The organism is Rouxiella badensis (assembly GCF_002093665.1).
Lineage (GTDB): Bacteria > Pseudomonadota > Gammaproteobacteria > Enterobacterales > Enterobacteriaceae > Rouxiella > Rouxiella badensis.
The window spans coordinates 17834-30823 of the sequence record NZ_MRWE01000022.1 but is presented as its reverse complement, the minus strand read 5'-3'; the positions used below and the strand labels follow the sequence as shown (position 1 = coordinate 30823).

Annotated in this window: 13 protein-coding genes; 10 read left to right on the top strand and 3 right to left on the bottom strand. The window is 53.3% G+C overall.

All coding sequences use genetic code 11. The features are described 5' to 3' along the window. The first annotated feature begins 57 nt into the window (after positions 1–57). The 4 genes from rfaD to BS640_RS13770 are packed head-to-tail and all read left to right on the top strand — an operon-like array spanning position 58 to position 3929. Entirely contained in the window at positions 58–984 is a 927-nt protein-coding gene (gene rfaD, locus BS640_RS13785) for an ADP-glyceromanno-heptose 6-epimerase (RefSeq protein WP_017491027.1), read from the top strand. A 23-nt stretch (positions 985–1007) separates the two neighbouring features. Then, a complete protein-coding gene (gene rfaF / locus BS640_RS13780; RefSeq protein WP_084912776.1) occupies positions 1008–2069 on the top strand; it encodes an ADP-heptose--LPS heptosyltransferase RfaF in 1062 nt (353 codons plus the stop codon). Beyond that, the gene (gene rfaC, locus BS640_RS13775; RefSeq protein WP_017491025.1) at positions 2057–3043 is read left to right on the top strand and encodes a lipopolysaccharide heptosyltransferase RfaC; all 987 of its coding nucleotides are present in this window, start codon (positions 2057–2059) and stop codon (positions 3041–3043) included. Before rfaF ends, rfaC begins: the two co-directional genes overlap by 13 nt. After that, positions 3027–3929 (top strand): hypothetical protein, encoded by a 903-nt coding sequence (locus BS640_RS13770; protein WP_017491024.1) that lies wholly within the window; start codon positions 3027–3029, stop codon positions 3927–3929. Before rfaC ends, BS640_RS13770 begins: the two co-directional genes overlap by 17 nt. 70 nt (positions 3930–3999) lie before the next feature. Here the strand turns inward: BS640_RS13770 and BS640_RS13765 are convergent, their stop codons facing one another. Together BS640_RS13765 and BS640_RS13760 are read right to left on the bottom strand one after the other, a co-directional pair. Then, positions 4000–5094 (bottom strand): glycosyltransferase family 9 protein, encoded by a 1095-nt coding sequence (locus tag BS640_RS13765; protein WP_084912775.1) that lies wholly within the window; start codon positions 5092–5094, stop codon positions 4000–4002. A gap of 4 nt (positions 5095–5098) precedes the next feature. Then, complete coding sequence (locus BS640_RS13760) at positions 5099–6055, bottom strand: polysaccharide deacetylase family protein (protein WP_017493305.1); 957 nt, start codon at positions 6053–6055, stop codon at positions 5099–5101. A 229-nt stretch (positions 6056–6284) separates the two neighbouring features. On the opposite strand from BS640_RS13760, the gene rfaQ reads away from it, so the two are divergent. Genes rfaQ through coaD form a run of 6 tightly spaced genes read left to right on the top strand, consistent with a single transcriptional unit; the run spans position 6285 to position 12183 of the window. Next, a complete protein-coding gene (rfaQ, locus tag BS640_RS13755) occupies positions 6285–7364 on the top strand; it encodes a putative lipopolysaccharide heptosyltransferase III (RefSeq protein ID WP_084912774.1) in 1080 nt (359 codons plus the stop codon). Continuing rightward, positions 7361–8488, top strand: a complete 1128-nt coding sequence (locus BS640_RS13750) for a glycosyltransferase family 4 protein (RefSeq protein ID WP_084912773.1) — start codon at positions 7361–7363, stop codon at positions 8486–8488. The genes rfaQ and BS640_RS13750 overlap by 4 nt, the downstream gene beginning before the upstream one ends. Position 8489: 1 nt before the next feature. Next, positions 8490–9578 (top strand): glycosyltransferase, encoded by a 1089-nt coding sequence (locus BS640_RS13745; protein WP_084912772.1) that lies wholly within the window; start codon positions 8490–8492, stop codon positions 9576–9578. A gap of 57 nt (positions 9579–9635) precedes the next feature. Further along, the gene (waaA, locus tag BS640_RS13740) at positions 9636–10913 is read left to right on the top strand and encodes a lipid IV(A) 3-deoxy-D-manno-octulosonic acid transferase (protein WP_017493300.1); all 1278 of its coding nucleotides are present in this window, start codon (positions 9636–9638) and stop codon (positions 10911–10913) included. A gap of 5 nt (positions 10914–10918) precedes the next feature. Beyond that, a complete protein-coding gene (locus BS640_RS13735; protein WP_084912771.1) occupies positions 10919–11701 on the top strand; it encodes a glycosyltransferase family 2 protein in 783 nt (260 codons plus the stop codon). After that, positions 11698–12183, top strand: coding sequence for a pantetheine-phosphate adenylyltransferase (gene coaD, locus BS640_RS13730; protein WP_017493298.1), 486 nt, complete (start codon positions 11698–11700; stop codon positions 12181–12183). Before BS640_RS13735 ends, coaD begins: the two co-directional genes overlap by 4 nt. Here coaD and mutM read toward each other — a convergent pair. Then, positions 12180–12989, bottom strand: coding sequence for a bifunctional DNA-formamidopyrimidine glycosylase/DNA-(apurinic or apyrimidinic site) lyase (gene mutM, locus BS640_RS13725; RefSeq protein ID WP_084912770.1), 810 nt, complete (start codon positions 12987–12989; stop codon positions 12180–12182). The two genes, coaD and mutM, sit on opposite strands and share 4 nt — an antisense overlap. Position 12990: the final 1 nt, after the last annotated feature.

Genomic DNA, 12990 nt, shown 5'->3' with positions numbered 1-12990 from the left:
CACAACTGAATGACCGGGCATCGTGCGCGGTCGCTAATTAATATTAAGGTGATTCCCATGATTATCGTCACTGGCGGTGCCGGTTTTATCGGCAGCAACATTATCAAGTCGCTCAATGATATGGGATATCGCGATATTTTAGTGGTTGATAACCTCAAAGATGGCACCAAGTTTGTCAATCTCGTCGACCTGGATATCGCGGATTACGTAGATAAAGAAGACTTCATCGCCAGCATCGTTGCCGGTGATGATTTAGGCGACATTGATGCAGTATTCCACCAGGGTGCATGTTCTTCCACCACCGAGTGGGATGGCAAATACATGATGGACAACAACTATCAGTATTCCAAAGACATCCTGCACTACTGTCTGGATCGCAGCATCCCGTTCCTGTATGCCTCATCAGCCGCCACCTACGGCAGCCAGAACACCAGCTTCGTAGAAGACAGAAAGTACGAGCAGCCGCTGAACGTCTACGGTTACTCGAAATTCCTGTTCGACCAGTACGTGCGTGAAATTCTGCCGCACGCCGAGTCCCAGATCACTGGTTTCCGCTATTTCAACGTCTACGGACCGCGTGAAGGCCATAAAGGCAGCATGGCAAGCGTGGCATTCCACCTGAACAACCAGATTCTGGCCGGTGAGAATCCAAAACTGTTTGCCGGTAGCGAAGACTTCAAACGTGACTTCATTTACGTTGGCGACGTGGCCGCAGTGAACCTGTGGTTCTGGCAGAACGGTAAATCAGGCATCTTCAACTGTGGAACCGGCCGTTCAGAATCCTTCCAGGAAGTGGCCGACGCCGTTGTCGCCTTCCACAAGAAAGGCGCTATCGAGACCATCCCGTTCCCTGAAAAACTGAAAGGTCGCTACCAGTCCTTTACTCAGGCAGACATGACTGCACTGCGCGGCGCGGGCTACGACAAGCCGTTCAAAACCGTTGCAGAAGGCGTCTCTGAGTACATGGCCTGGCTCAATCGTTAAGTTTAAAGGAATAAGTTAGCGAGATGAAAACGCTGGTCATTGGGCCCTCTTGGGTTGGCGACATGATGATGTCGCAGAGTTTGTACCGTACAATCAAAGCCAATAATCCTGCTGCAGAAATCGACGTGATGGCCCCTGCGTGGTGCCGTCCTCTGCTCGACAGGATGCCGGAGGTCAATCAGGCCCTGGCGATGCCGTTGGGTCACGGTGCGCTCGAGCTGGGTGAACGCCGCCGTTTGGGCGTTGCGCTGCGCAAAGACGCCTATCAACAGGCGTTTGTTTTGCCCAACTCATTCAAGTCGGCTCTGGTGCCCTTTTTCGCCTCGATTCCTAAACGTACCGGCTGGCGGGGAGAAATGCGCTACGGGCTGCTGAACGATATTCGCAAGCTCGATAAAGCAGCCTTCCCGCTGATGGTCCAGCGCTATGCGGCGCTGGGCTATGAGGCCACGCGCATTAAATCGGCCGCCGACCTGCCGCAGCCGATCCTCTGGCCGCAGCTGGCGGTTAATCAAACTGAAATCACCACCGTCAGCGACTCTTTTGCTCTGACTGGCGAACGTCCGCTGATTGGCTTTTGCCCGGGTGCCGAGTTCGGCCCGGCAAAGCGCTGGCCGCACTATCACTACGCCGCGCTTGCGGCGTTACTGATTGATGCAGGCTATCAAATCGCACTGTTTGGCTCGGCCAAAGATCATGCTGCAGGAGAAGATATTCGCGAGGCGCTATCACCGGCTGCGCGCGATTTCTGTCTGAACATCGCCGGAAAAACCTCGCTCGACCAGGCCCTGGTGCTGATTGCCGCCTGTCGGGCCATCGTGACCAACGATTCTGGATTGATGCACGTCGCCGCCGCGTTGAATAAGCCACTGGTGGCGCTCTACGGCCCAAGCAGTCCTGATTTCACGCCGCCGCTGAGTGAACAGGCGCGCGTTATTCGTTTGATCACCGGTTACCACAAAGTCCGCAAAGGCGATGCAGCCGAAGGCTACCATCAGAGCCTGATCGATATTCAACCCACGCAGGTATTCAGTGAGCTACAGCAACTCCTGGCAGCGAACAAGGAGCTGGAATGCAGGTTTTAATCGTTAAAACGTCTTCTATGGGTGACGTTTTACACACACTTCCTGCGCTGACCGATGCAATGCGGGCGTTGCCGGGCATCAAGTTTGACTGGGTAGTAGAAGAAGGCTTTTCGCAGATCCCAAGCTGGCATCCCGCCGTTGATCGGGTGATCCCAGTGGCCATTCGTCGCTGGCGCAAAAACTGGTTTGGCTCCGATACCCGCCAACAACGCTGCGATTTCAAACGAGTCCTGCAATCCAGAACTTATGACGTGATTATCGACGCACAGGGTCTGGTGAAGAGTGCGGCGCTGGTGACTCGCGTTGCCAAGGGCGAGAAGCATGGCATGGACGGCAAGAGCGCACGCGAGCCGTTCGCCTGCTGGTTCTATGACAAGAAGCACGCGATTAACAAAAAGCAGCACGCGGTAGAGCGTATTCGTGAGCTGTTTGCCAAGAGTCTAGGCTACGAGAAACCGACCACGCAGGGCGATTACGCCATCGCATCGCGGTTCCTCAGCAATCCGCCCGAAGATGCCGACAAGTATCTTGTTTTTCTGCATGCCACGACGCGAGCCGACAAACACTGGCCGGAAGAAAACTGGCGTGAGCTGATTGGGCTTTTGGCGGATACGCCACTGCGGATCAAGCTTCCCTGGGGTGCAGATCACGAATATCATCGCGCGCAGCGCCTTGCCGAAGGCTTCGACCACGTTGAGGTTCTGCCTAAGTTGAGTCTGGAAAAGGTTGCAGGTATTCTTGCAGGCGCACAGGCGGTGGTCTCGGTCGATACAGGCCTCAGCCATTTGACCGCCGCATTGGACCGACCCAACATTACACTGTACGGTCCGACGGATCCCGGCCTGATTGGAGGCTACGGGCAGAATCAGACAACCTGTCGTCCGACACAAGGTAACGCGATGTCAGATATTAGCGCTGTGCAGGTCAAAGAACTTCTGGATAAGGAGCGTATTCGTCGTGGGTTCCTTCTTTAAACAGATTTATCGCTATACGCATAAACGCCCATATCGACATAATGAAAATCTCTGGCCTTATATGAGGATTTCCCGCGCGCCCAGCGGAGAAATCATCAGCCTGAATTTTCGGGGACAGGCTATCCCTATCGTCAGCCTTGCATCGTTAGCAGGGGCCTTCAGTGGTCCGGTCATGCTCGCGGCGACGGGTCCGTCGGTGAAAGATATCCGCTTCAAAACCCCACCGTCGCTGCCGTCGATGGGGTTAAACGGTGCCTGGTCACTGAATAAGTCGGTCGACTTCAAATTCTATGTCATTGTCGATATGGGGTTTTTAGACCAGCGTCCCGAGATGGTCGCCGAGATAGTCTCTGACCCGAAGCTCACTCTGTTTACCACCGCCCACGGCATCGCCCGCATCGTTGATCGCGTCTCGCTGGCAAGAATCAAATGCTCGCTGGCGCTGATTGAAGACGCAGCGTTTAAAATCTTCCAGCCCAAGATACCTGCAACCGAACTGGGCCACTGCTACGCCAACGTACGCTGCGCTTCGTTTGCCGATAATCGTCCTGATATCGGATTCACCACTGACATCCGCCACGGCGTGTTCGATGCCGGCACAGTTGCCTATTGGGCGTTACAAATTGCCGCATTTTTAGGGTTCAGCGAGCTGTATATCATCGGCCTCGACATGAACAACTTTAATAAACCAAGATTCTACGAATCAGAGAGCAATAAGCTGCCGAGCTTCCTGGCAGAAAGCTTCGAAGATCTTATCGTCCCAGCGTTTACTCATGCCAGTAATCAGCTGAAAAAGAAGAATATTAGGGTCGTTAACCTGTCGTTGCAAAGCGCCATCCCCAGCCAAATCTTTGAGAAAGCGGATTACCATCAGGTTTTCTATTAACAGAACGTTCTTTCAGGCGGGCCTTGGCAAAATGCCAAAGGGGCGGGGAAAACATTCCCCGCAGACAGGATCAGTTAATTTTCAACAAGGTTTTGACGTGCTGCAACACCTCATCGCAGCTGATGATTGACAGCGGCTGTTCGCTGACGGCCTTATCCATCTTCTCCAGATCGACCGGCATCCAGATAACCGGATGAATTTCAGGGTCCTGATAAGGCCCACAGTATTGTGGCACTTCGGTTACGAACAGGCTTACCGTTTTCACTTTCAGCGCCACGGCTAAATGCTGAGGTCCTGTATCACCCGTAACCATCACATCCATATTTTTCATGACGCTCATCAGCTGAGGCAGGCTGGTCTTGGCGATGTAACTCACCACGCGCTGTTTTTCCTCTTCCGTCAGCAGGCTGAAGAACTCTTCTTCCAGAGGCTTCTCTAGCTGGGTACCAATCAACGCAACCTCGTACTCAGGACCGAGAGCCATCAGTGACCTTGCCAGCTCGACAAATTTTGGCACTGGCCAGCAGCGGACCGGTCTTGATGCGCCCATCTGGAAACCGATAATGATTTTTCCCAACTCTTTTTCGATTTTAGGGAAATCGACAGGGATCATCATGTCGATATTGGTGTTATCACAACCCAGGAATTTCACCAGATTAAGCTTGCGTTGAATGAGATGCCCTTCAAAGTTGTCCATATAATGGGTTAACCACTGCTCGACGCCGGTCGGACGCTCTCCGTAAAGATCTTTAACGATGTACTCACAGCCGGACATCACCGCACTCATCACGTCGTATGGCGGTTTGGAGTGAAGAATGACAGCCAGCTCGGGCTGATTCTTACGCAATGCTTTGATGACACTTTTAATATCACGTACCTTTTCGTCCCAATACACCACGTCGTCGAAATAGGGACTATTGGCAACCAGACCTTTATTTTTATGGCTCGAAACCAGCGTAATAAAGGCATTAGGATAACGGTTTTTAATCGCCCGAATCGCCGGGGTGTTAAACATCAGGTCTCCGAGCGCCGTAGTCGAATAGATGACGATGCTGGTGAAGATGCGCGTCGGATCAAACGAGTCGCGCGGTTTTAGACGACCGCCGAAGAGGGTGTAAAACTGCAGAAACTTGTTCGATAAGGCTGTTTTTAACTTCTTTGCCATCTTCTTAATTCACTCTCTGCTGATAATATTCAGCCAATGTTAATCCTACCGTACGTTCGCTCAGCCAGCTAAACAGCTGCTCCAGGTCACGGTAAAGTACTTCGATATCCTGCTCGTTCTTAAACGTCGGGCTGCCGCCAGGCATAAACTCCGAAGAGTGCAGCATGAACTCGACGTAGTCATGGCCCTGGGCCAAACTGCGCGTGGCAACCTGCTTCATCTTCTCGAGATTCCCGCCCGAAGGGCGCAGCCACAGCGCCGAAGGCGAACGCTTCTTTCCACGCAGTGCGTCATAACTTTGCTTCAGAGTGTTCATCAGCGGGGAGTGCTTGAGATGAATGCTCATCGGGACTTCGAGCAGCGGCGACTTTCCGGCACGACTGATGTCTTCCGGATCGAGGAAATAGGCCTCGCTCGGGAAGTGGCGATAGTCGGTTCCGCCCTGACCCGCAGGATTACCCGGCGAGAACGACCAGTTGACGTGCGGCGTGACCGAGCAATCAACCTGATAGCCATACTCCACCAGCAGTGAAGCATAATATTCATTAAACGCCCAACGGCCAGCCCGGTGGCTGAGCATTTTGGTCTGGAACGCGTCTTCCAGAAGCTTGGTCATGTGATCAACCTTGGCGCGAATAACGTCTCGAGGATACTCAATCAGATAGGGCTTGTGGCGCCAATCGTCAGAGGTTAGCGGCTCATGTGGCGGGCTATACCAGGCATGCAGATGCATCCCCACCTCGCCGGTACCACGGCGGATAACGTCGGTAGCGAATTCAACGTATTGCGCGTCCTTGGCCATCTCATAGTTGGTGAGATAGACGGGTTTGAAACCATATTTTTCACAAAGCGCCTGAAAACGTGGCAAATAACGAGTGTTCTCCGTAGAGATACTGTCGTGATTTTGCCAAAGGTTGTCGCCTTCAGTATCGATAGTGATGATAAATGCTGGCTTAGTCATAGAAAATGCTCAATAAAAACTCAATGAAGCTTTCTCGAATAAAAAGACAGCGGGCGCGTACCCACTCATCAAGAAAACTTTAATAAACTCATTTTTGGACAACCATGAGCCAAATTTGTTGTCTATTCTTTGATATTTTTCGACCTATAGCAAGAACGGTCTGGAAGAGTAGCCACATTCTTCAGGCTCCTTTAGAATCACTCCTTAAATTCTTGAATAGCGAATAAAGATGACTCAGGCCTCAGCAACCAAAATTCTCAACTCGCCACGGCGTATCCTTATTATCAAACTGCGTCATCACGGCGATATGTTGCTGACCACGCCGGTTATCAATACGCTTCATCAGCACTATCCCGATGCCGAAATCGATATGCTGGTGTATCTCGAAACGCGCGATATGCTGGCAAGCCATCCGGCATTAAATCAGCTATTTACCATCGACAGGCAATGGAAAAAACAGGGTGCGCGTGCGCATATGGGCCATGAGGTCAAACTGGCCCGCCAACTGATGAAGCGCAAATATGACCTGGTGGTCAACCTTGCCGACCAGTGGCGCAGCGCCATCGTGACACGTCTAACGGGCGCGCCTGTGCGTCTGGGATTTGCTTTCCCTAAGCGTCGCGGTAAAGTCTGGCCATTCTGCCATACCCAGCTGGTCAGTACCTCAAATCACGGTAAGCAGCATACCGTCGAGCAAAACTTGTCTATTCTCGAACCCTTGAATATCGTCTCGCCGGTAAGTCAGGCCACCATGAGCTATTCAGAACAGGATGAACAGGCCGTTAACGCTCTTCTGCATGACAATGGAATCAAGATTCCATTTATTGTGGTTCAGCCGACCTCTCGCTGGTTTTTCAAATGCTGGACCGAAGAGAAGATGGCCGCCACCTTCAGCGCCCTCTCGGCCAAAGGTTTTCCGATTGTTGTCACTGCCGGGCCGGACAAACGCGAGCTTGAGATGGTCGCCAACATTCTCACACTCTGCCCTGAGGCTAACGTCACCTCACTGGCCGGAAAATTGACCCTGCGTCAACTGGCTGCGCTTATCGATAAAGCCGCCCTGTTTATCGGTGTCGATTCCGTGCCAATGCACATGGCGGCCGCACTGCAAACGCCGCTGATTGCGCTGTTTGGGCCGTCAAAGCTGACCTTCTGGAAACCGTGGCAGGCTCAGGGCGAAGTCATTTGGGCCGGTGATTTCGGCCCCTTGCCCGATCCCGACGATATCGACACCCATACATCCGAACGCTACCTTGATGCCATTCCCACTCAGGCAGTTATCGATGCGGCAGAAAGGTTACTCCCGTGAAGCATTTTAGACTGGCGCTAGTGCGCCAAAAATACCGCCCAGACGGTGGCGCGGAACGCTTCGTATCCCGCGCGCTTGAAGCCCTCGAAAATCAGGATCTTGAGCTAAACGTCATTACCCGCCAATGGCAGGGTGAGGTCAAACCGGGTTGGAAGGTGCACATCTGCGATCCGTGGAAACTCGGGCGTATCAGCCGCGAACGCGGTTTTGCCAACGCGGCCCGCAGCCTGTGGCAAAAAGAAGATTTCGATTTAGTACAGAGCCATGAGCGCATTCCGGGCTGTGACTTGTATCGCGCCGGTGACGGCGTTCACCGCCGCTGGCTCGAGCAACGTGCGCGCGTCCTGCCGACCTGGAAAGCCAGACAACTTTTCGGCGACCGTTACCATCGTTATGTCATGCAGGCCGAGCAGCAGATGTACTCCGCTCCCGAGCTAAAGGCGGTGATTTGCAACGCCGAGATGGTCAAGCAGGAAATCATCAACGAGTTTGGCGTGCCTGCCGACAAGATTCGCGTCATCTACAACGCTATCGACGCACAGCGATTTTTGCCGCCAACCGAGGCAGAACGCTTCACCCTGCGTGCGCAATATCAAGTGCCTGCCGATGCAACCTGCCTGATTTATGTCGGTTCAGGCTTTGAGCGTAAGGGCCTGGATGCGGCAATAAAAGCCATCGCCAATACCGATCGCCATCTGTTGGTGGTGGGTAAAGATAAAGACGAAAAACGATACAGAGCGCTTTGTGCAACTTTAGGCTACGCAAATCGGGTACATTTCTTCGGCATGCAAACCTCAACGCTGGCCTTCTATCAAATGGCCGACGGTCTGCTGCTGCCAACGCTCTACGACCCCTTCCCTAACGTGATTCTAGAGGCCATGGCGTGTGGGCTGCCAATCATCACCACACCGACCTGCGGCGGCTCAGAGTTTATTGTTCAGGGCGTGAACGGCTACGTGTGTGATGCGCTCGACGTAACGGCGCTGCAACAGGCGGTAATGGCGCTGCCAAAACATGCGCTGGGCTCCAGCGAAGGCGAGAAAGCGCGCGAGCGGATCCTCGACTGTACGCCACAGCGGCTTTCGTCCCAACTTATCTCACTGTACCAAGAGCTGGTAGGCTGATATGCGCATTCTGTTTATTATCGACGGACTTCCGGGCGGCGGGGCCGAAAAGGTCGTGCTGACGCTGGCTGAAGGTATGCTGCGTCAGGGGCATCAAGTGTCATTATTTTCACTGCGCGACGTCTGCCAGTATCCGCTGCCGGAAGGCCTGGTGTATGTAGTCATTAAAGACCAGAACCGTAAGCCGTGGCGCAAGTTGACCGAGCTCTCACGTCGCGCGGGTCAGCTGGACGACGCACTGCGTAAGGCCGGTGATTTTGATTTGGTACTGTCGAACCTGCATAAAACCGACCGTATCGTGGCTAAAAGTAACGTGCTAGATGCCACCAAAGTCTGGTTCTGTCTGCACGGTATGTTTTCGACCTCCTACCTTGGGCATCGCACCGGCTTCGATCGCTGGATGAAACAGCGCAAGATTAAAGCGGTCTACCAGCGTCGCAATATCGTTGCCGTCTCGCATGCGGTTGCAGACGACATTCGGCAGCAGTTTAGCCTCAGCCCATCGCGTCTTGAGGTGATTTACAACCCCTTTGATATTAAAGCGATTCATGCCGCGGCTGAACAACCTTGCGAGCTGGCAGGAGAGCCATACCTGATTCACGTGGGGCGCTTTCATGAAAACAAGCGTCACGACAGGTTAATTGAGGCTTACACAGAAAGTGGGGTCCAGGCTCCACTGGTCCTGCTGGGTCAGGGCAAGCCAGAGCAAACGGAAAAGCTTAAATCGCTGGCAAAACGGCTTGGCGTCGCCGAACGGGTTATTTTCAAGGGCTTCCAGTCCAATCCCTATCCCTATATTCGCCATGCCCAACAGCTGATTTTAAGCTCAGATAGCGAGGGGTTTGGCAACGTGCTGGTTGAGGCTCTGCTGCTCGATACGCCGGTGGTTAGCACCCGCTGCCCGGGCGGACCCGCAGAAATTCTTAGCGGTGAACTCGCTCGCGGGCTCGCAGACTTAAGCGTCGCATCACTGGCTGAAAAGATTAAAGATATTTACACCAATCCGCCTTATATCGACCCGCAGAAGCTGACACATTACGGCATTCAGCCTATCTGCGAGCAATATGCTGAGTTAGCGAATAAACAATAGCTTTAGGCTGGTTTAAAACTTAGAATTCTGCCTTTACCCTTAGATTTTACGGATATTATGTTACAAACGCTGTATACCGTTCTTCTTTACCTCATCCAGCCAATTATCTGGGTTCGTCTCTGGATGCGTGGTCGGAAAGCACCGCTCTATCGTAAGAGATGGGCTGAGCGCTATGGATTTTGCAAAGGTAAGGTCGTGGCGGACGGCATTATGTTGCACTCCGTTTCCGTGGGTGAAACGCTCGCGGCAGTCCCTTTAGTCAGGGCACTACGCCATCGCTATCCCTCCCTGCCGATCACGGTCACCACCATGACGCCTACCGGCTCAGAGCGTGCTGTGTCTGCATTTGGCAAGGACGTCAGCCACGTTTATCTGCCTTATGATTTGCCCGGTTCCATCGAGCGCTTTCTCGATCAGGTTCGTCCGAAGCTGGTCATCATCATGGAAACCGAGCTGTGGCCGAACCTGATTTCAGCCCTGCATGAACGCGACATTCCCCTGGTTATCGCCAATGCGCGCCTTTCGGCACGCTCTGCAAAAGGCTACGGTAAGTTAGGCAAATTTATCAAAAAGGTGATGAGCAAAATCACCCTAATTGCCGCACAGAATGCCGAAGACGGAGAGCGCTTTATTTCTCTTGGCCTCAAGCGCTCTCATCTCGCAGTGACCGGTAGCCTGAAATTCGATATTTCGGTGACCCCAGAGTTGGCCGCTCGCGCACTGACGCTGCGCAGCCAATGGGCATCTCGTCGTCAGGTATGGATAGCCACCAGCACCCACGATGGTGAAGAAGCGATTCTGCTCGCAGCTCACCGTGAACTGCTGAAAACCTTCCCTAATTTGCTGATGATTCTGGTACCACGCCATCCTGAACGTTTCCCGGTGGCCTGTGAATTAACCCAGAAGGCGGGTATGAGCTTTATTCAACGCAGCAGTGGCGAAGTCCCTTCCGCGCAAACGCAGGTTGTGATTGGCGACACTATGGGTGAGCTAATGCTGCTGTACGGAATTGCCGACATCGCCTTCGTGGGCGGTAGTCTGGTAGAGCGTGGCGGCCATAACCCGCTTGAGGCGGCGGCACACGCTATACCGGTCCTGATGGGTCCGCATACCTTCAACTTCAAAGATATTTGCGCCAAGCTCGCGCAGGCCGACGGTTTGATTACCGTTAACGATAGCGCCTCATTGGTTAAAGAAATTTCAACGCTGCTGACCGATGAAGACTATCGTCTTTATTATGGTCGCCACGCGGTAGAGGTACTGCGTCAAAATCAGGGTGCGCTTCAGCGCCTGCTGCAGCTGATGGAGCCCTATCTTCCCCCTCGGAGTCACTAAATCCCATGTCTGCCCAAAAACGTCTGTCAGTGGTGCTGATCGCCAAAAATGAAGCTTCGCTGCTGGAGGACTGCCTGAAGTCAGTCAGTTGGGCAGATGAGATAGTCCTTCTCGATTCAGGCAGCAGCGACGACACTCCGTCGCTGGCTCGTCATCTTGGCGCCAAGGTGTTTGAAAATAAAGACTGGCAAGGATTCGGCAAGCAGCGTCAAATCGCGCAGGACCATGCCACCGGTGACTATATTTTGATGATCGATGCCGATGAGCGGGTCTCTCCCGAACTGCGTCAGTCTATCGAAGCCTGTTTGCAACAGCCGGATGCCAATAAAGTTTACCGCCTTGGCCGTCGTAACCTGTTTTTAGGACGCTTTATGCGTCATAGCGGCTGGTATCCCGACCGCGTCAATCGCCTGTATAAGGCCGATAAGTATCGCTATAACGATGATTTGGTTCATGAATCGTTAAACTTCCAAGGGGCAGAGATTGTTGACCTCAAGGGCGATCTGCTGCACCTCACCTGTCGCGACTTCTTTGCCTTTCAGCGCAAACAGATGAACTATGCCGAAGCCTGGGCAAAGCAGCGCTTCGAGCAGGGTAAACGCTGTAGCTACTTCTCAATCATCAGCCATACTTTGGGAGCTTTCTTCAAAACTTGGATCCTGCGCGCCGGTTTCCTCGACGGTAAACAAGGGCTGATTCTCGCCAGCGTGAATGCACAGTATACTTTTAACAAGTATGCCGCCCTTTGGGCGTTCAGCCATCAACTGCAAAAAAGCGAGCCATTATGAGCACCAAGGCAATCTATCCGGGGACGTTTGACCCGCTGACCAATGGCCATCTGGATTTGGTAACCCGCGCATCCTTGATGTTTGAGAAGGTGATTCTGGCAATTGCGGCCAGTCCGCACAAGAAGACGCTGTTCACGCTGGAAGAGCGCGTGGCGCTGGCCAGTCAGGCAACCTCTCACCTCGCCAACGTCGAGGTCATCGGCTTTAGCTCGCTGATGGCTAACTTTGCCAAGGAAAACAACGCCAACGTGTTAGTACGTGGGCTGCGCGCAGTGTCAGATTTTGAATATGAGATGCAGCTTGCCAGCATGAATCGCCATCTGATGCCGACGCTGGAAAGCGTGTTTCTTATGCCTTCAAAAGAGTGGTCGTTTATTTCGTCCTCTCTGGTGAAAGAGGTGGCGCGACATGGAGGGGACATCACGCCTTTCCTGCCTGAGCCTATCACTCAGGCATTGCTCGAGAAGATAGCAGCAGATTAACGCTGACATCGAGGGCAGAAGAAGGTGCTGCGCTGCGCGTGTTTGCTGCTTTGTATCGGCGTACCGCACACGCGACAAGCCTCACCGGCGCGACCATAAACCTGCAGCTCCTGAGCGAAATAACCCGGCTTTCCGTCAGACTGCAAGAAGTCTCTCAGCGTGGTCCCGCCCTGCTCGATTGAACGCAGCAGTACGGCTTTAATCGTTGATACCAGCAGGCCATACTCTTCCAGTGAGAGCGAGTTAGCTGGCCTGTCCGGGGATATTCCGGCAACAAACAGCGATTCGCTGGCATAGATATTTCCCACCCCCACCACCAGCTTGTTGTCCATCAGCCACGGCTTGATAGGCGACTTCTTCTTGAGGGATTTTTCACGGAGATAGTCGGCGTTGAATGCTTCGCTGAGCGGCTCAGGCCCCAGATGAGACAAGACGCTGCTGCCTTCAAGGTCCTGACACCACAGCCAGGCACCAAAACGACGCGGGTCGGTATAGCGCAGCACATAGCCGGTATCCATCACCAAATCTACGTGATCGTGCTTGGCTGGCTCGGTTTCCTCTGTCAATACCCGCAGACTGCCCGACATGCCGAGGTGAATGATAATCCACCCGCTTTTCAATTCGACCAGAAGATACTTGGCGCGGCGCTGAACGCTGATAACCACCTGATCGCTAAGCGCCATAATCTCCTGAGAGACCGGCCAGCGCAGCCTGGCGTTACGCACCACGGCGTGCAAAATGGTATGACCCACCAGATAAGGCTCAATACCCCGGCGGCTGGTTTCAACTTCTGGCAGTTCTGGCATG